At 57.1% G+C, this 18,323-nt stretch carries 14 protein-coding genes; 6 read left to right on the top strand and 8 right to left on the bottom strand.

Going from position 1 to position 18,323, the window contains the following annotated elements; all coding sequences use genetic code 11:
- The first annotated feature begins 3 nt into the window (after nucleotides 1–3).
- Entirely contained in the window at nucleotides 4–1,665 is a 1,662-nt protein-coding gene (locus tag ACR0A1_RS12175) for a peroxidase family protein (RefSeq protein WP_480867689.1), read from the top strand.
- Here the strand turns inward: ACR0A1_RS12175 and ACR0A1_RS12170 are convergent.
- Nucleotides 1,662–4,664: an ATP-binding protein gene (locus ACR0A1_RS12170; RefSeq protein WP_480867688.1), complete on the bottom strand. Its 3,003-nt coding sequence runs from the start codon at nucleotides 4,662–4,664 to the stop codon at nucleotides 1,662–1,664. The genes ACR0A1_RS12175 and ACR0A1_RS12170 overlap by 4 nt on opposite strands.
- A 581-nt stretch (nucleotides 4,665–5,245) precedes the next feature.
- On the opposite strand from ACR0A1_RS12170, the gene ACR0A1_RS12165 reads away from it, so the two are divergent.
- The gene (locus tag ACR0A1_RS12165) at nucleotides 5,246–6,562 is read left to right on the top strand and encodes a UDP-glucose dehydrogenase family protein (protein WP_480867686.1); all 1,317 of its coding nucleotides are present in this window, start codon (nucleotides 5,246–5,248) and stop codon (nucleotides 6,560–6,562) included.
- A 30-nt stretch (nucleotides 6,563–6,592) separates the two neighbouring features.
- Here ACR0A1_RS12165 and ACR0A1_RS12160 read toward each other — a convergent pair whose 3' ends face one another.
- The 6 genes from ACR0A1_RS12160 to ACR0A1_RS12135 form a co-directional block, all read right to left on the bottom strand.
- Nucleotides 6,593–7,525: a hypothetical protein gene (locus ACR0A1_RS12160; protein WP_480867684.1), complete on the bottom strand. Its 933-nt coding sequence runs from the start codon at nucleotides 7,523–7,525 to the stop codon at nucleotides 6,593–6,595.
- Between the two features lie 6 nt (nucleotides 7,526–7,531).
- The gene (locus tag ACR0A1_RS12155; RefSeq protein WP_170393803.1) at nucleotides 7,532–8,845 is read right to left on the bottom strand and encodes a TRAP transporter large permease subunit; all 1,314 of its coding nucleotides are present in this window, start codon (nucleotides 8,843–8,845) and stop codon (nucleotides 7,532–7,534) included.
- A gap of 4 nt (nucleotides 8,846–8,849) precedes the next feature.
- Nucleotides 8,850–9,383: a TRAP transporter small permease gene (locus ACR0A1_RS12150; RefSeq protein WP_170406962.1), complete on the bottom strand. Its 534-nt coding sequence runs from the start codon at nucleotides 9,381–9,383 to the stop codon at nucleotides 8,850–8,852.
- Between the two features lie 69 nt (nucleotides 9,384–9,452).
- The gene (locus tag ACR0A1_RS12145; protein ID WP_170393799.1) at nucleotides 9,453–10,427 is read right to left on the bottom strand and encodes a TRAP transporter substrate-binding protein; all 975 of its coding nucleotides are present in this window, start codon (nucleotides 10,425–10,427) and stop codon (nucleotides 9,453–9,455) included.
- A gap of 52 nt (nucleotides 10,428–10,479) precedes the next feature.
- Nucleotides 10,480–11,730, bottom strand: coding sequence for an NAD(P)/FAD-dependent oxidoreductase (locus tag ACR0A1_RS12140; RefSeq protein WP_480867681.1), 1,251 nt, complete (start codon nucleotides 11,728–11,730; stop codon nucleotides 10,480–10,482).
- A complete protein-coding gene (locus ACR0A1_RS12135; protein WP_480867680.1) occupies nucleotides 11,727–12,860 on the bottom strand; it encodes an enolase C-terminal domain-like protein in 1,134 nt (377 codons plus the stop codon). Before ACR0A1_RS12135 ends, ACR0A1_RS12140 begins: the two co-directional genes overlap by 4 nt.
- Before the next feature lie 96 nt (nucleotides 12,861–12,956).
- On the opposite strand from ACR0A1_RS12135, the gene ACR0A1_RS12130 reads away from it, so the two are divergent.
- On the top strand, nucleotides 12,957–13,877 hold the full coding sequence (locus tag ACR0A1_RS12130) for a LysR family transcriptional regulator (RefSeq protein ID WP_170406952.1): 921 nt from the start codon (nucleotides 12,957–12,959) through the stop codon (nucleotides 13,875–13,877).
- Here ACR0A1_RS12130 and ACR0A1_RS12125 read toward each other — a convergent pair.
- On the bottom strand, nucleotides 13,838–15,532 hold the full coding sequence (locus tag ACR0A1_RS12125) for a thiamine pyrophosphate-binding protein (RefSeq protein WP_480867678.1): 1,695 nt from the start codon (nucleotides 15,530–15,532) through the stop codon (nucleotides 13,838–13,840). The genes ACR0A1_RS12130 and ACR0A1_RS12125 overlap by 40 nt on opposite strands.
- 111 nt (nucleotides 15,533–15,643) lie before the next feature.
- Between ACR0A1_RS12125 and ACR0A1_RS12120 the strand changes: the two genes are divergently transcribed.
- The 3 genes from ACR0A1_RS12120 to pta all read left to right on the top strand — a co-directional run bounded on the left by ACR0A1_RS12120 (nucleotide 15,644) and on the right by pta (nucleotide 18,257).
- Nucleotides 15,644–16,348 carry a GntR family transcriptional regulator gene (locus ACR0A1_RS12120; RefSeq protein ID WP_170562158.1) on the top strand — a complete coding sequence of 235 codons (705 nt, stop codon included), beginning with the start codon at nucleotides 15,644–15,646 and terminating at the stop codon, nucleotides 16,346–16,348.
- Entirely contained in the window at nucleotides 16,345–17,055 is a 711-nt protein-coding gene (locus ACR0A1_RS12115) for an aspartate/glutamate racemase family protein (protein WP_170393787.1), read from the top strand. The genes ACR0A1_RS12120 and ACR0A1_RS12115 overlap by 4 nt, the downstream gene beginning before the upstream one ends.
- 194 nt (nucleotides 17,056–17,249) lie before the next feature.
- Nucleotides 17,250–18,257: a phosphate acetyltransferase gene (gene pta, locus ACR0A1_RS12110; protein ID WP_480867675.1), complete on the top strand. Its 1,008-nt coding sequence runs from the start codon at nucleotides 17,250–17,252 to the stop codon at nucleotides 18,255–18,257.
- Nucleotides 18,258–18,323 lie beyond the last annotated feature (66 nt).

Genomic DNA, 18,323 nt, shown 5'->3' with positions numbered 1-18,323 from the left:
TTGATGCTGGACGTTGATGATCTGATCAAACTCGGATTCAAGATCTCCCCACCCGTTACGAGTTATTTGGCCGCGATCAGGCTTGCAAACGCCGCGAAGATCCACCGACCGCGGCCCTATACAATGGGCGCAGACTACACGACATGGCCCGGCGTGTTTTCCCATCGCTGGATCGGTCGGCATACGACGCCAGAAGACCTCTCACCCGTCCTGCCGTCGGAAAGCGAAGTTGCTGATCTCTTTCAGCGACGGACACAAATGGATGGCAGCCCGCTTACCTTGATGTGCCCGCAAGGATCGACACTATTGTTTATCTCGGCCGCACAATGGTTTACCGACAGTTTCCTTCGCACCTTTGGGGCGAAAGGACCGGTTGATCAGACGGATTCGAACCACGAGGTCGATCTGTGCCAAATCTACGGGCTGAACGATTTTCAGACCGACATGCTGCGCGAACGCGATCCCGATACCAATGAACTAACCCACCGGCTGGCCTTTCGTCTGGATACACAGGGCGAGATGTGGGCTCCGAAGCTGTTTCAAAAAAACCAATCCGGTGGTGTTAAGCTAGCACCCCCTTTTGATGGCAGTCTCGCCACTGGCGAGAATTGCGGAAAGCCGTTGCACGATCCCTGCAAGCTTTGGAATGCGGTGAAACGGGCGCATCCGGGTCTCAGCGATCACGCAATCGACCAGCTACTGCTCGATTTTCATGCAACCGGGCTCGATAATGGCAATGGTACGATAGGCTATATCACGATCAATACACTGATGTTGCGCGCCCATAACACCTTTGCCGATCTGTTGTGGCGCGAAAAGCGCGGCATATCAGGCTGGGATAAAGAGCGTGTGTTCCAGACTACACGCTGCACCTTGATCGCATTGCTGATCAAGCTTGTGCTTGAGGACTACATCGCCCACATCGCCAATATGCCTTTCAAACTACCCGTTGGCGTCAATCGCTGGCAACCTTGGCATCATTCCAATCAGATCGCGATTGAGTTCAATTTGCTCTACCGCTGGCATTCGATGATCCCCGAGCGATTCATAATCGACGGCGCACAGGTTGGCCCGGAGGGGTTCAGATTCAATCCACGACTGGTCGAACAAACAGGCTTGGCGGAAATGATCCGATCATTGTCGCGCCAACCTGCGGCCCGCATGTCGCTGCGCAACACGCCCGATTTCCTGTTCCAAAGGCCTGCGCCCGGTGCTCCTGCCCCTGTCGAAGCTACAATTGCCCTGACGCGTAAGGCGCGTCTTCCGTCGCTGAACACTTATCGTCATCATTTCTGCCGCAAACCGCATTCAAGCTTTACTGAGATGATTGGTGATCAGCCGTTTGCGGAAGAATTGATTGCCGACCTGAGCCGGCTCTATTGCGACGTCAATAGGGTCGAGTTGTTCCCTGGTCTCTTTGCGGAACAGCACAAGGGCGATGTGATCATGGGCGATCTGATGACATCGATGGTGGCGTATGACGCGATCACGCAGCTTATGAACAACCCGATGGTATCCAAAAATTTGTACTCGGCTGAGACTTTTTCAGAGAAAGGTTTTCAGTTGCTGAAGAAAACTTCGTCATTCTCGCAGGTGGCGCGTTTTGTTGGCTTGGACCTGCAACCCGAAGACTGCACTTTAGGTCGACGTCCCGGCGGGACCTAAGACGCGACCGCGCGCTCTTCCAGCTCAGTAATCCGCGCGGCAACTTCCGTATCGGCTGGCCGGATGCAGGCAAGATCACTCAGCGCGCGCAATTCATACAGCGCCGCGCCCTGATCATTCGCCACGGCTATAGCTTCACGCAAAGCCGCCTCAGCCGCGTCGAACGGAGCACCTTGTTCCAGTAGAAGAGCCGCCTTTATCCGGTGGATTTCAGCCTCATAGTTCCGCTCGTCAGTGTTTTCTGCACATGTCAGACCAGCCTCCACCGCATCCAACCCTTTCTGAATCTCACCCAGAGCAAGATAGCCCCGTGCGAGCTCGGCGTTGACGAGCACGCCAGCCGCCTCGGCACCCGTTGCGTGCATCCTTCCCCAAGCGGCCTGCAGCATGGCCACGCCCTCTGTGGCCTCGCCGGTTCTGATGGCAGCCCCGGCAAGATGGGCCGTTGCAACAGCTTGGTAATAAGGGCCGCCCTTGTCCTGAACAGCCGCGCTCAGCGCCTCGGCCATACGCGCATAATCCGGGTGGTCCATCTGCATGTGGATTTCGGTCAACCAGTGCATTGCATTTGCAATGATCAAGGGCTGGCCCGACGTCATCGCGGCGCCAACTGCCCGCTTGGCTTTGGCGAGTGCCGCCTCAGTTTTGCCCTGAAAGCTGTCAACCAGCGCGCTCATACTCTCGATTTGTATCACGGCTGCAATATCGGGGCTGTTTCCAGCTTCGGCGCGATGCGCATCCGCATGAGACGCCGCTTGTTCCAGAGCTGCTGCCGCATCCTGAAACCGACCGCGCGGGGATAGCGCGGCCCCACAGATGTAGTTTCCAACCATTCGGGTGTGGTGATCGTCATACGCATCGATGATCGCTTGCCCCCATTGCTCGGCGTTCTGGTAATCACCTTTGACCATTGCAGCGGTAAACAGACCCCTGCCCGCGCGCACAAGAGTACGCCTGTCGCCCAGCTTTTCAGCCAGTTCAAAACTGCGCCCAAAGGCATCGATTGCGGGCTTGGCACCATAACCGACATGCACGCGTTCGGCAGCGGCCAGAAGGAATTGCAAGTTCAATTCAGCTTTATCGCGTTGGCCTGCGGGCAACTCGTCCAACAGCCGCAATCCGTTTCGGGCATGCTGAGCCCCTTCGCGATTTGCGTGGCGCCTCAGGTTCAGCCGCGCGGCCTCCGACCAAGCGGCCACCGCCTTCGTTGTTTCACCGGCCAGTTCCCAGTGCCGCGCTATTTGTTCAGGCTGTCGGGCGGCTTCCGGTTGGGCGGCAAGGGCTTCTGCCGTGCGTCGATGCAAATGAATGCGACGGTCCCGCACAAGGCTTTGATATGCCGCCTCACGCACCAATTCATGGCGGAACCGCCAGATCATTTCTGCGTCGTCATTCGCGCCGGGCAGATGTTGCAAAATACCCGTGGCGGCGAGCCCAAAGATCGCGTCTTCGGACTCGTCTTCAGTCAGTTCACTGATCTGAGCCAGCAAAGGCGCCCCAAAGGCACCACCAATAACAGCGGCCTCGATCGCGGCACGTCGGAGTTCTCCGACCTCGTCAACCTGTTGCGCCAGGAGGTCATGCAAGGTGGCGGGAATGTTGTCCACGATACGTTCAGGCGACGCAGCGATGGCGGCAGAGCACTCCTTGATGAAAAGGGGCACGCCATTGCCCCGCGCCAAAATCTGCGCCGTGGTGCGGTCGTCAAGGCGCTCACCCGAGGCCGCCTTGGCCAGTTCTGACGATGTCGCATCATCGAGCGGTGGAAGCGACAATTGCTCAAGAGACGGTATGCTCTCTTTGATCGCTGATGGCGCCGGCATCCGCGAAACCATCAACATCAGGACGGGAAGTGATGTCAGATGCTCGGCCACGTCGCGCAGCACCGAAAGGGTCGATGGGTCGACCCATTGCATATCCTCAACCACGACAAGCACCGGCCCCTCTCGGCTGAGTTTTTGGTAGACGCGGATGAATATGTCACTCAGTTGCGCGCGCAGTTCGTCCTCACTGGTCGTCCCGCTGTCGCCAGGGCCCGGGGCAAGAATGAAATACAGCGTGCGAAGTTGCGCGTCGTCCAGAATATCGCTCAGATGTTCTGACAACCGGTTGCGACGCGCGGCAATATCGTCCTGATTGTGGATGCCGCACCACCGTTCGACCTGTGATATGAAGGGAAAGAACGGTGTGCTGACATGGAACGGGCTGCAGTGATAGGTCACCCATGCCTGCGGCCCGACCGACGAACGCAGATCACGGATCAGGTGCGATTTGCCAATCCCTGCCTCACCCAATATGTGAATCACCCGCCCTCTTCCGGCTTCCACATCTTTCCACGCGCGGCGGAGTTGTCCGCGTTCGGCTTTGCGGCCAAGCAACGGGGTGCGGTTATGGCGGCGTGCCTGATCCTTGCCTTCACCGGTCAATCGATAAACTGGAACAGGCCGGTCGAACCCCGCGAGGTTCTGAACGCCTTGCGGCTCGAACTCCATTTGTTCGGCCCCAAGCGCTCGTGTTGCCGCAGAAACCATTGTTCCACCGGGGGTCGCCAACGACTGAAGACGTGCCGCAAGATTTAGCGTCGATCCAAAAATCGCGTCCGGCTGAATATTGGTCCCAAGCGCGATGTCCCCGACAAGAACTACGCCGGATGCGATCCCAATCCGGCACCTGAGATCGAGCGGACCCGCCATTGCGGGCAGATCAGTATGGATGCGCAGCGCAGCGCGTAGAGCGCGCTCGGCATTATTTTCAGACGCAGCAGGCCAACCAAAGGCGACGAGGATACCGTCGCCCACGATCTGCAGCACCCTGCCCCCGAACTCATCGGCAATTTGTTCGACCAGTTTATGATAACGTAATGTCGTAGACAGCAAATCTTCGGGCTCAAGCATTTGAGCCAATACCGTAGACTCGACAAGATCCACCATCATGACAGTCAGATGGCGGTGCTCCATCGCGCCAAGATCAGTTTCCGGGCCGGTGGGGTGCAGCACCATCAGCGCGCTCCGCGACCGGCGCTCATGCGGCGTGGAGATTTAAGGCCAACGCCTTCCCCGGAACCCAAAAACGAGAACATGCCCCCCATCGCGAAGCCTTAAAACAATTAACAGATTGCTCGCACCGCCGCTCGACACCACGAAAACTGATTGTGAGACTATATGAAGCTTCGCATTCTGGCTATGCCCAACGCCTGCTGAAGCGAAGAAGTGCCTGATATTACATGTAGGATTGAGAATGCGCGCCAGCGGTCGAACGAATGACATCGTCGGAAATCCGATCTGGCAACGAATCTTGATCGCAACACGCCGTTCTTCGCCGAGACCAGATAGCCAGTTCAACTCAAGCCACGAACAGTACTTGAACAATTCACCACAACAAGCATATTCGGTCGCCAAGAGACAGTCTGATGATTTTGCCCTATCGCCCGCAACACCTCAGAAGTGCCGAGCTGTTGTCGAAAGCAAGCCGGCAATGCTTAGGCGGTTGTAATTATCGAGCCCCAAAAGCTCTTAGTTCAGCGGTTGAAAGAGACCAGGAAATGCGCCATTGGCGAAACCCAAAAGAAGGAATTCGATAAATGCGCATTGCGATGATTGGCACCGGATATGTCGGTTTGGTGTCCGGGGTTTGCTTTTCGGACTTTGGCCATGATGTGATTTGCGTCGATAAATCCGATCGCAAGATCAAGATGCTTCAGGATGGAGAAGTGCCGATTTACGAGCCGGGCCTTGATGTGCTCATGGCCAAGAACGTGGCTGCTGGCCGCCTGACCTTTACCACCGACCTGATCGCTGCCGTCGACGGCGCGGACGCGGTGTTCATCGCGGTGGGCACACCGACGCGCCGCGGGGACGGGCATGCTGATCTGACCTACGTGATGGCCGCCGCCGAAGAAATCGCACAGGCCATTACCGGCTATACGGTTGTCGTTACCAAATCGACCGTTCCGGTTGGCACCAACCGCAAGGTTCATGAAGTTGTCTCCGGCGCAAATCCCATGGCCGAGTTCGACGTCGCCTCGAATCCCGAATTCCTGCGCGAGGGTGCCGCGATAGATGATTTCATGCGCCCGGACCGTGTTGTTGTTGGGGTCGAAAGCGAACGAGCGGCGGATGTCATGGCTGAGATCTATCGTCCGCTTTATCTGCGCGACTTCCCGATCCTGACCACCGATCTGGAAAGTGCCGAGATGATCAAATACGCGGCAAACGCGTTTCTGGCGACCAAGATCACGTTCATCAATGAAATCGCAGGTCTGTGCGAACGCGCAGGCGGCGATGTCAAAGAGGTGGCGCGCGGTATTGGCCTGGACGGGCGGATCGGCAACAAGTTCCTGCACGCAGGCCCCGGCTATGGCGGCTCGTGTTTCCCGAAAGACACCGCAGCACTTGCCCGGATCGGACAGGATTTCGCCCACCCGATGCAGATCACCGAGACCGTCATCCGCGTAAACGATGAGGTCAAGAAGCGGATGATCGAGAAGATCCGGGATGCCTGCAACGACAGCTTTAATGGCAAGACCGTCGCCGTATTGGGCGTAACCTTCAAGCCCAACACCGATGACATGCGCGACGCGCCTTCCCTGACCATCGTTCCCGCCCTGATCGGTGGTGGTGCCCAGGTCCGCGTTGTCGATCCACAGGGCCGCGCCGAGGGCGAAGCGCTGCTGCCGGGCGTCCAGTGGATGGATGACCCTTACGCAGCAGCCAAAGATGCAGATGTTGTCGTCTTGCTGACGGAATGGAACGAGTTCCGCGCCCTGAACCTGAGCGAGCTGGCGGAAACGATGAAATCCCCCCGCATGGTCGACCTGCGCAATATCTACTCGTCCACCATGGTTCTGGGATCGGGGTTTGAGACCTATGTCGGCGTCGGGGTCGGGGATCAGCGTTAGGGCTGGTTCCGCCAACCCCTCTGACCCAAATCAACTGGTTGTGGCAGCCGTCTGATACAGTCGGCGCATGATCAACGGCGTCAGGTACATCGGGATTTGATACGCCCCGATAAACACCATGATCGGCGCGGTCACTTCGGGCGGCAGCGCCACGAAGAATATCGCAATGTTCCGGTTCCCGGCGATCAGAGAAACTGCCGTAGCCTCGGCACCGGGCATTCGAGTTCGTGTGAATTGGAATGAAACAATCTGTGCCCCAAAGTTGATCAGGCAGGCGAACGCGATCCAGAGCAGCGCGGCGCGCGGATCCACAAGTGCAGTCGCGCTCAGTGATGGCATGAGGCCGACCACGAAAATGGACAGGGTAATTGTCGCCGCACCTTCCAAGTTCAAAAGCATGGCTTTTGACGGTTGGCGCAGCACCGTGCGGCGCAGTATGACCGCCGCGAGAGTCGCGATGGTAATCGTCAGAAAAAGCCGAAGTGCGGACATCAGGACGGCCCTGAGATCACCCAATTCCGGCATCACCCAAAAGATCGGCAACGCGGTCAGTGGCAAAACAGCCGTACCAACCACGACCAGTCGCATTGCCGGTTCCGCTGAATAGCCCATCATCAGACACATATTGGGACTGCCGGATATTGAGGGGGCTGCAGCCATGATCAGCAACGCCAAAAATACCGGCGAATCAGTCCATCCGCAGGCAATTCCAATCACAACCACAGACAATGGCAAAACCAATTGAAAGGCGGCGATCGTTCCCGCGACCTTTCTCAGGTCAACCAGCGAACCCACTATGGCCCCCGGCTGCATTCGCAGCAGCGTCAGAAACAGCAGAAGCATGACCAAAGGCGGCAAGAGAGGCCGCATCGGCGCGGCCAATCCCGGTAGCAAAAGGCCCGCAGCAAGACCCGAGACCAACACATATGGGCCGTGACGCGCCGCGAGGTGAAGCGGGCTCAACGGCGTCTACCCACCGGGACTCTGACGCAGGTTTTCGGGCAACCATGTGGCCAGTTCAGGGAACCAGATCAGAACGAACACCATCAGCACCATGATCAGGAACATCGGGATCGCAGCGCGCGCGATATAGCTCATCTCATGATTGGTCATGCCCTGCATCACGAACAGGTTGAATCCGATGGGCGGTGTGATCTGGGCCATCTCGACAACGACCACGATGAAGATACCGAACCAGATCAGATCGATGCCAGCATCGCGGATCATCGGCTCGACAACGGCCATGGTCAGCACAACCGAAGAAATCCCATCAAGGAAGCAGCCCAGAATGACGTAGAAGACCAGCAGAACCATCAGCAGTTCAAACCGGGTCAGTTCCCACCCCGCGATCAAATCCGCAAGCCCGCGCGGCAGGCCGGTAAAGCCCATCGACAAGGACAGGAACGCGGCGCCCGCGAGGATCAGCGCGATCATGGCGCTGGTGCGGGTTGCGCCCATCAGGCTTTCGGTGAACGTCTTCCAGTTCAAAGATCCCTGTCCTGCAGCCAGCAGCAGCCCGCCAATCACGCCGAAAGCCGCCGCCTCGGTCGCCGTGGCATAGCCCAGATACATCGACCCGATCACAACCATGATCAGCAGGATCACCGGCAACAGGAAGCGAGAGTTTTTGACCTTTTCGGAGAAGGTCAACTTGCTCTCATCGTTGGGGTTCCAGTCTTTGCCAACTTTGGAATAGATGGCGACGTAGCCCATGAACATCGCCGCCAGCACGAGACCGGGCAGGATGCCAGCAAAGAACAGCTTGGTAATCGATTCATTGATCGTCACCCCATAGACGATCAACGTCAGCGACGGCGGAATCATCAGGCCAAGCGTAGCCGCACCCGTCAGCGTGCCGATGACCATGCGTTCAGGATAGTTGCGCTTTCGCAGTTCCGGGATCGACATCTTGCCAACCGTGGTCAGCGTCGCCGCAGACGAGCCCGAGACAGCGGCAAACACTGTACACCCCACGATGTTCGTATGGACCAGCCCGCCAGGGAGCGGTGCCATCCACGGCGACAGGCCTTTGAACATGTCTTCGGACAATCGCGTTCGGTAGAGGATTTCGCCCATCCAGATGAACATCGGCAGTGCGGTCAGGGTCCAGGAAGAGGACGCCGACCAAATGGTCGTTATCATCACATCGCCTACGGGGCGCGTCGTGAACAACTCCATCCCGACCCAGGCAACGCCCATCAGGGCCAGCCCGACCCAGACACCAGTGCCCAGCAAGGTGAAAAGGACAAAGAGGAAGAGGATAATAACGGATATATTTTCCATGCTCTTACTCTCCGTGGCTCTGATCGGCCAGATCACGGGTGATGCGGTGATCACCCTTGAACAGGACATGGAACAGGTGATCGGTCAGCGCGATGGCCAGAATGACCGCTCCGATCAGCATGGTAGATTGCGGTATCCAAAGGGCGGTTTTATCTTGCCCCTGGCTGATATCGTTGAACTTCCAGCTCCAGTACACAAAGCGATAGGCATACCAGCAGAAATACCACATGACCGCCGAACCAATCGCAAAGCACCAGATTTCCAGAATTCTGCGAAAGCCATCGGGAACCGCATTCAGGAGAATAGAGACTCTAATATGGCTGCCTCGGTTCAGGGCGTTGGCGAAGGCCAGAAAAGACGCAGCGGCCATCGCGTATCCAGCATAATCCGGCGCGCCGGGAAACACCTCACCGGTCCAACGGGCCAGCATTTGCACAACAATCAACACCAGAATGGCAATCAGGCTGAGCGCCGCCAGAACCCCTGCTGCCAGATAAATGAAATCCAGTACGGACCTGAGCCCTCGCATTGCCGCCATGCTGTCCCCCTGTGCTTTTTGTGGATTGGGAGCAGGCGGCAGGATGAACTGCCGCCCGCATTCGAACGATTATTGAGAGTTAAACGCGTCGACGATGGCTTTGCCTTCGTCACCGGCGGCCTCAAGCCATTCGTTGGTCATGGTGACACCGATTTCTTTAAGCTCATTCGTCATCTGTTCGGATGCAGGACCAACTGTCATGCCGCCATCGCGCAGACCCTGAAGCGTAAAGCCGGTATATTCCTTGGCACGCCAGTTACCTGCATACTCGGCCAGTTCCGCACAGCCTTTGATGACGTTCTTGTTCGCATCCGAGACACCGGCCCAGACGTCTGAGTTGACCATCACGTAGTTGCGCGGCAGCCAGGCATCCACTTCATAGAAGTAGTTCAGACTTTCCCAGACCTTCCGGTCATAGCCGGTCGACCCGGACGACACCATGGAATCCGCTACTCCGGTGGCAAAGGCCTGGCTGATCTCAGCCGCCTCGATGGTGACGGGCAGCATACCAGTCAGTTCGGCCAGGCGTGAGGTGGCGTTGTTATAGGAGCGGAACTTGATCCCCTCCATATCCGCAACCGAGTTCACTTCGTTCTTGAAATAAAGCCCTTGAGGCGGCCAAGGCACGGCGTAAAGCAGCGTCAGGTTCTGTTCAGCCAGCAGCTTTTCGATGGACGGCTTTGCCGCATCCCACAGCTTGGCGCTGTCGTCGAACGACGTTGCCAGGAATGGGATCGAGTCAAAGCCGAACAGCGCGTTTTCGTTCTGGTGCCCAGACAGCAGACGCTCACCAATCGGGGCTTGCCCGGTCTGGATCGCACGCTTGATGTCGGCACCTTTGAACAGCGAGCCGGACGGGTGTGTGACGATTTCAATCTCACCACCGGTTCCTGTGGTGACACATTTGGCGAACTCCGCGCCGGTGGCCGAATGGAAATTCGATGCCGAATAGGCCATCGGCATATCCCATTTCTCTGCCATTACTGGCGCTGCTGCGGCAGCCGTCAGAGCGGTTGCTGCCAGAAGGCTTGTCAGTTTTTTCATCATGTTTCTCCCTGTTGAGTTTTGAGACGCCGGCGTTCTTCGCCAGTCATTTCTATGTTGCGAAACGCGAGGGCGCGTAGACGCTCATGTCAGTGTTCGGTGTTCTGCCCGCAATCATCTGGGCCAGAAGTCGCCCCGTTTTCGGCCCGCCTGTCAGGCCAATGTGATGGTGCCCAAAGCCCATATACGCACCGCTGATCCCCGGAACCTCACCGATAATCGGGATCGAGTCGGTTGGTGCTGGGCGGTGCCCCATCCATTCCACTTCCTCCTTCCATGTCAAACCCGGGAAGGCCATCCGGGCATTCTTGCGCATCAATTCAAACGGCGCGCGTGAGGGTGGCGCATCAAGACCGCCAAATTCCACGATGCCAGCCAAACGAATGCGGCCATCCATCGGTGTGGCGACAAATTTGCCGGAAACCACCATGACCGGACTGCGCGGCATGGCAGAAGGCTCCACCAATTCAAGATGATAGCCGCGTTCGGTTTCAAGGGGAACAGAAATGCCTAAACGCTTGGCCAAAGGCCCCGACCAAACGCCCGCAGTTACAATTGCCGTATCACACGCGATGGTTTCGCCTGCCGCCCGTATACCGGTTACACGACCGTTTTTCTGAACCACGTCATCGACCGCTGCACGCAGGATTGTGCCCCCATGTGCCTCGACATACGCCGCCAGATCTTTGACGTACCGACCTGGATCCGTGATATGGCCATGATCCGAAAGTTTCGCCGCAAAACCGATATCTTCACTATAGACCGGGTCGTAGGCGTGAAAGCCCGGGCCTTCCAATTCGTCCCATGTGAATCCGTTTCTGCGCCGAATGTCCCAGCCAAACGCATCATCATTGAAATGCGCGCGGTCCTTGTACAGGAACAGATAGTCAGACGGCACGATCCACTTTTCAGCGCCTGTGCCCTCGGCCAGCGCTTTGTGGTCGTTCAGGCTATCGCCAACAATTGGCGTCAAAGCTGACGCGATGCGTTCCACATCTGATGCATTCGCATGACTCAGATATTTTGTTAGCCAAGGAATCAGCTTTGGAAGATACCCCCATCTCAGAAATAACGGTTGTGACGGGCTGAGCAGCATTTTGGGCGCCTTCCGGAGCAGCCCTGGAACAGTCACCGGAACAATCGAGCATGACGCCAATACGCCCCCATTGCCGTGCGAGGTGCCCTCTCCCGGTCCGGCCTTGTCGATCAGGATTACCTCGTGACCATCCCGCTGCAGCCAGATTGCGGCTGAAACGCCAACAATCCCAGCGCCGATGATCGCTATGGTCTTCTTCTCGCTCATGCCCCCACCGCCTTGGCCACTGCATAATGCTCAAGCTTGGTTACATCAGGTCTGTTGCCGAGCCCGGGTGCGTCAGGAACTACAACTTCGCCGCTGCTTATTTGGAAGGGGCTTTCAAGAATGTCTTCTTTCAGGAAGTAGGAGGCTTGATAGAACTCGCAGCCCAACGTTATCTCAGGTGTTGCAGCAATCATATGTGTGCCTGCCAGATGCGCCAATCCGGCCTCGAACATATCACCGCCATAGGCTGTCAAACCATGTGCAGCAGCGATACGGGCCACAGTCTGGCCTCGCGTCGGGCCACCTGATTTCATGATTTTCACTGAAACCCCGTCACAGATACCGTCACGCGCTGCCCGTTCCATGTCTTCGGGGCCAAAGACGCTCTCATCAGCCAGAAGTGGGACGTCAATCATCTGTCGCAACTTGCCCATCATGCTGAATTGATGAGCGCGGACAGGTTGCTCAATGAAATCCGGAGCGAATTGCGCAACATCGTGAACCTGTGCCGGTGCATCCTCGATACTGAGTCCCTGATTGTAATCAACACGAACCCTGAAATCCGGATGGTTCTGCGCGAGATACTCCAACCGCATGATATCGAAGGCGTGATCTTTGAACCCGGTCTTGAGCTTTACAATCCGAACGCCATCGGCCTGCAATTGTGACAGCAGCTCAACATCCTGAGCAAAATCCGGGTTCGCAATTGAGCAACTGAGTGGAATGGTTGCCCGGCACTTCCCGCCCAGCAGAGACCAAACAGGAACCTTGCTGATTCTGCCCGCAAGATCCAGCAAAGCGGTTTCCAATGCAGCTTTCGCCTCGGTGCAATGAGCCACGGCATAAGCTGCCTGTGCCATGATCGCTGAACGATCGCCCACTCTGGCCCCAACCACAAGAGGGCGCAAATAGCGATCAAGGGCTGCATAAGTGGCCTCTGGGGTGCCCGTGAAGACAGACCAGGGAGAGGCCTCTCCAAATCCTTCATTGCCGTCCTCGGATCTCAGCCGCAGGACGACGACTTCGCATGTTCCTTCGACGGACCCGATGCCATGATCACGGCGAGACGTCACGGGCAACTCAAGATGCCAGAGATCATAGCCGATGATTTTCTGTGTCAGATCGCCCATTGCACCCCCTGCCAATGGCCGAAGCCTGCCTTGACGAGGATATCATTTCAAATACTATATTATCTAGAGGTCATCAGGAAAAATGATACTATAGCGATGTCCCTGCGATTTCGTCAGCTACAGGCTTTTCACGCCATCATGGAAACCGGCACTGTCACGGGTGCGGCCTCGGTGCTTGGGATTTCACAGCCCGGGATCAGCAATCTGTTGGCACAGCTAGAGCGCGAAGCGCGTTTGCCGCTGTTTGAACGCAACAAAGGCCGGTTGCTGCCTACGCCAGAAGCTGAACTTCTATACCGCGAGGTTGATACGGTTGTTCGGGGGCTGGATCACGTAGCGCAGGCGGTCACGGATCTGCAGAACAAGCATCCGGGTCAATTGCAGATCGCCGCACCACATCTGCTATCCTTCGGCTTCATGCCGCGTGAGATCGCTCGCTTCGCAGAAAGCCGCCCGAACCTGTCGGTAAGCTTTCAGTCGCAGTATTCCTCGAAGATTCAAGAATGGGTAATCTCTGGCCTGTTTGAGATCGGCATTGTCGAGATGCCCATTCTGCATGACACACTGAACTATCAGGTCTTTGAGTTCGAAACGCTGGCGACCTTTCCGGAAACCAGCCCTTTGGCAGATTATGATGTACTCACACCTGAAATTCTTGAAAACGAACCATTCATCGTGATGGGGCCAGAGCATCAAACCCACCGACGAACTCGGGACATCTTCCAATCAGCGGGGCGCAACTGGCGGACCCAGATTCACACCCATCTGTCAGAAAACCTGCTGAGTTTCGTCAAGCAGGGTATGGGGGTCGCGATGATCGATCCCTTCACTGTCACCTTTGACGACGAGAGCGGGTATCAAACCCGCCCCTTCCGACCGGCTGTGATGCTTGATCTGGCCATTATCACCGCGAAAGGGCGGCCCCTATCAACGATTGCACAGGATTTTCTGGCTCAGCTAACCCCTTCGATCGCCTCTTATGCCACCCATTCCGAAACCGGTGCAGCGGCCTCGTGAAGCGGTTGTGAGTGAATGTCGACCAATGTCGGGCCATCATGCTCGATAGCCTGTTTCAGAACTTTGGACAGGTCTTCGGGATCTTTGACAGTCCATGATTTCACACCAAAGGCGCTTGCAACAGCGGCGTGGTCGGTGCGGTTGAAATCAACATTGTAGTATCTCTGCCCAAACCCTGCGTCCTGTCCGGCCTTGATCCAGCCAAAGACCGAGTTCGAGAATACAATTGAGGTGATCGGCATGTTGTGCCGCACCATGGTTTCGAACTCACCACAGGCAAAGCCGAATGAGCCGTCACCCATCACCGACAAGGTTTTGACCGAAGGCCGCCCAATATGCGCACCCATTGCAGCACCCAATGAATACCCCAACGCCCCATGCGCCCGGTTAGTGATGAAATGCCGCCCCGGTGTCCGCCAGCGGTAATGCGCGCTGAAATATGGGCATGGCGTGCCGGGATCAGCGACAACAATCGCATCATCATCCAGGATATCCATTAGCGAAGCCATGACAGCCTCGGGCCGGATCGGCGTTTCTCGGCTGGCTGCAAGCGGGGCGAACGCAGCCAATTTGGCCGCCCATGCCGCGTTTGATTTGGCCGCCCCGCCCAGCCTGGGCAGGTCTTGGCGTGCCGCCAATGCGTCCGCCAATGCTTCCAGCGCGAGACGCGCGTCGGCACAAATAGCGACTTCGGTCGGATAGTTGGCTCCGATCACCATCGGGTCACTGTCGATATGAATGATGGTGGCATCGCGCGCAGGGCTTCTCCAGCGCTCGGTCGTGACGGATCCTGCGCGACATCCGATGAACAGAACGACATCCGCCGCATCTACCACAGCGCGGGTGGCAGGCACCCCGCCATTCGATCCGACAACACCAAGCGCGAGCGGGTCTGTCTCGGCAATCGAGCCCTGCCCCGACACAGTCGTGGCGACGGGCATGTCCAACAGACCCGCGACCCGGCGCAGTGCGTCGCTTGCCCCTGACAGAACGGGTCCACCGCCACAAACGGCAACCGCAGACTTTGATTTTGCCAGTATCTCTGCCGCCGCCTCTATTGCATCCAGATCGGGACCTGCGCGTTCCGCCGGATAGCTGCGGTGCCGCGCATCCGCCCAGATCTCAGCCTCATCCACCTGCGCCTTCTGAGTGTCGAAGGGTAAGGCAAGATGTGTGGCCCCAGGTGTTCCGGTGGTCATAGCCCGGAATGCCGCACGTACCATGGCCGGCAATCGTGTGGCGTCATCCAGCGACGCATTCCACTTGGCCAGCGGCTTGAACAGCGCGGGTTGGTCCAATTCGGTCAGCGGGTACTTTCCCCGGCTGGTTGTCGCCACATCCGAGGTGATCGCAAGAATAGGAACCGAGCTTTCGTTGGCTTCGACCACCCCAGGTAGGATGTATGTCGCCCCGCCTCCAGACGGGCCTTCGCAGACACCCGGCTTACCTGTCACCCTTGCATAACCATCCGCCATGTAGGCCGCATGACGTTCATCCCGCGTCAGAATGTGCTGAATACCGTGATCCATCCGAGATAGCGCATCATAGAATGGCAAGGTTGTATCACCACATAGGCCGAACATGTGCTTCACGCCATGCGCCTCAAGCATACGGACCATTGCCTCGGCTCCGGTCAGGTAATTCGTTCCTGTCATGGTCGGCGACTCCCTCAATCTAATCTGCACACAGATCTGTATACAGTTTTGTATATTGATTTCAAGACTGGCCTGTGGCACCTGTGGGGCAACGACCAAAAGGCAGTACCAATGGCAGGTCCACGCGTTGATGATATCTACGATCAGGTGAAGGCCATGGCGGTTTCATTCCGCCTGCGTCCCGGCGATCGTTTGAACGAGGTCGCCCTGTCGAAAGAGCTGGGCGTCAGCCGCACCCCTTTGCGCGAAGCACTGAACCGGCTGGTCGCCGAACGTTTATTCGACTTCCGCCCGGGACAGGGTTTCTTTTGCCGCCCATTGGATGCCCAAAGCATTTTTGACCTGTTCGAGCTGCGCCAAATCATCGAAACCGCCGCCGTCCGCGCAGCGTGCACCAAGGCCACCACAGAACAACTGCAGGCGCTTCACGACGAACTTTATGCGACGGGTATCGATATCACCGGGCTTACCGTTGAAGAGGCCGTCACGCGAGATGAAGCGTTTCATCTGGGCATCGCCCGGCTGTCTGGCAACATGGAATTGCTGCAAACCCTGATGCGGATTAATGAGCGCATTCGCTATATCCGATGGATTTCCATGAGTCTGGACCGGGTCCAACGCTCAAAAGACGAACATAAGCGCGTCATGCAGGCCTTGATGAACCGCGACGCTGATGAGGCCGCGCAGGCTTTGGGCACCCATATCAACAAGCGGATGGATCAGGTGCAGGACGCGGTGCGCCATGGGATATCAAGCATCTATATGGAAGGGTCCGACGATATCTCGACCCGCATCATTCAGGAGGCGCAGTCATGATCGCGCAGGGCGGAAAATCCATATACGGCGCATCTGTCGGCATCCTGATGTTGGACGCACAGTTTCCACGTATTCCCGGTGATATGGGCAACGCTCGGACATGGCCGTTTCCCGTGCTCTACCGCATCGTGCGCAACGCCTCGCCTGATCTTGTGGTCCGACAAGGTGCTGAAGGAATGCTTGGAGCGTTCATCGATGCCGCACGGGAACTTGTCAAAGACGGGGTAGACGGGATCACCACCAATTGCGGCTTTCTTTCGCTGTTTCAGGATGAACTGGCCGAGGCGGTTCCTGTTCCGGTCGCGACGTCCTCGATGATGCAGGTCGATATGGTGAACCGTATCCTTCCTGCAGGAAAGCGCGCCGGCATTCTAACCATCTCCGCCTCAACACTTACGGATGAGCACCTGCGAAAGGCACAGGTCCCCGACGGAACTCCGATTGGCACCACCGAAGGCGGCAGCGAATTCACAACCGCTATTCTCGAAAACGCATTGACGCTGGATGTGGACAAAGCCCGCGACGACAATGTTGAGGCGGCGCTAGCGCTGCAAGCGGGCAATCCCGACCTTGGTGCAATTGTTCTGGAATGTACAAACATGTGCCCTTACGCGGCGGACATACAGCAAGCGACCGGTTTGCCAGTGTTTTCTATCGTCACTTTCATCAACTGGTTTCAGGCCGGGCTGACCCCGCCAAGGTTCTGATCGAGTGACCCCGTAAGTCCAGAGTAGCCGCCTCCTATAGCCAGATGGCGATTCTGGACCTATCGGCAACAGCTTGACGGTGAACCAGAACCAAGCAATCAAGAAACGAAATCGGAACAGCGCCAAAACGATCATCGTTAACCTCAAGGCACCTGTTCTGACACCGATTAACTACAGTTCAGGAACCGAGACGCATGACGAAAACACCGATCGAGTTGTTGGCGGCCAGTGCCTCGGAAACCCGCCCAGTTGTAGCGCTGAGCGAAGGCACCGATCCCCGCATTGTTGCCGGAGGATTAGCCGCCCATAAGGCTGGTCTGGCCAATATTATTCTCGTTGGGCCTGAGGCCGACGTTAAAGCCGCGCTAGCGGCAGAAGGTGGCTCTGCCGGGGATGGTATTGCCATCCATGATCCTGCGCATTCGGAACTGACTGACGCTTTTGCGGCCGAGTATCATTCTCTGCGCAGACACAAAGGTGTCGATGAAGCCAAGGCACGCAAAGCCGCAGAATCGCCGCTGGTCTTTGCCGCGATGCTGGTGCGAATGGGGCACGCAACAGGAACCGTGGGCGGGGCGGTCCATACCACGGGCGATGTCGTCAGAACTGCCATCCAGGTTATTGGAATGAAGCCTGATGCTGGTATGGTATCCTCGTTCTTTCTGATGTACCCACCCGAGGCCGCCGCTGAGGGCGCGCGCGCCATGCTCTATTCTGACTGCGGCTTGGTGATCGATCCGACCTCCGAAGAACTGGCAAACATTGCAGCTGCTTCAGCGGTTTCCGCGCGGGCATTGCTGCAGGAAGAGCCAAAGATCGCGATGTTGAGTTTCTCAACAAAAGGCAGCGCCCAACACCCAGCGGTGGACAAAGTCGTCAACGCGACAGAAATTCTGCGGGCGAAACACCCAGAGTTGAATGTGGATGGAGAGCTGCAATTTGATGCCGCCTTCGTGCCGTCGATTGGTGAGCGAAAATCCCCCGGGTCCTCGGTCGCGGGTCAGTCGAACGTCAAGATTTTCCCAAATCTGGATGCCGGAAATATCGGGTACAAGATGACTCAACGGCTGGGCGGTTATCTGGCGATCGGTCCGGTTTTGCAGGGGCTCGCCAAACCGGCCAATGATCTATCGCGCGGATGCAGCGCAGAAGATGTGACGCAGATAATCGCGGTGACCATCCTGCAGGCGCGCGAACCCTAAACTCGGCAGCTCGCCTGCCCCTTCGTGCGGGCTCGCGACCCATTCCTTACAAACGAAAGACTATCC

This window comes from Ruegeria sp. D6 (assembly GCF_056534365.1).
The sequence above is the reverse complement of the archived record's forward strand: the minus strand, read 5'-3'. Positions and strand labels throughout refer to the sequence as shown.

Excerpts from the sequence above, each read along its gene's own strand:
- ACR0A1_RS12175 (WP_480867689.1), top strand. The coding sequence starts at position 4 with ATGCTGGACGTTGATGATCTGATCAAACTCGGATTCAAGATCTCCCCA.
- ACR0A1_RS12170 (WP_480867688.1), bottom strand. The coding sequence starts at position 4,664 with ATGGTGCTGCACCCCACCGGCCCGGAAACTGATCTTGGCGCGATGGAG.
- ACR0A1_RS12165 (WP_480867686.1), top strand. The coding sequence starts at position 5,246 with ATGCGCATTGCGATGATTGGCACCGGATATGTCGGTTTGGTGTCCGGG.
- ACR0A1_RS12155 (WP_170393803.1), bottom strand. The coding sequence starts at position 8,845 with ATGGAAAATATATCCGTTATTATCCTCTTCCTCTTTGTCCTTTTCACC.
- ACR0A1_RS12150 (WP_170406962.1), bottom strand. The coding sequence starts at position 9,383 with ATGGCGGCAATGCGAGGGCTCAGGTCCGTACTGGATTTCATTTATCTG.
- ACR0A1_RS12145 (WP_170393799.1), bottom strand. The coding sequence starts at position 10,427 with ATGAAAAAACTGACAAGCCTTCTGGCAGCAACCGCTCTGACGGCTGCC.
- ACR0A1_RS12140 (WP_480867681.1), bottom strand. The coding sequence starts at position 11,730 with ATGAGCGAGAAGAAGACCATAGCGATCATCGGCGCTGGGATTGTTGGC.
- ACR0A1_RS12135 (WP_480867680.1), bottom strand. The coding sequence starts at position 12,860 with ATGGGCGATCTGACACAGAAAATCATCGGCTATGATCTCTGGCATCTT.
- ACR0A1_RS12130 (WP_170406952.1), top strand. The coding sequence starts at position 12,957 with ATGTCCCTGCGATTTCGTCAGCTACAGGCTTTTCACGCCATCATGGAA.
- ACR0A1_RS12125 (WP_480867678.1), bottom strand. The coding sequence starts at position 15,532 with ATGACAGGAACGAATTACCTGACCGGAGCCGAGGCAATGGTCCGTATG.
- ACR0A1_RS12120 (WP_170562158.1), top strand. The coding sequence starts at position 15,644 with ATGGCAGGTCCACGCGTTGATGATATCTACGATCAGGTGAAGGCCATG.
- ACR0A1_RS12115 (WP_170393787.1), top strand. The coding sequence starts at position 16,345 with ATGATCGCGCAGGGCGGAAAATCCATATACGGCGCATCTGTCGGCATC.
- pta (WP_480867675.1), top strand. The coding sequence starts at position 17,250 with ATGACGAAAACACCGATCGAGTTGTTGGCGGCCAGTGCCTCGGAAACC.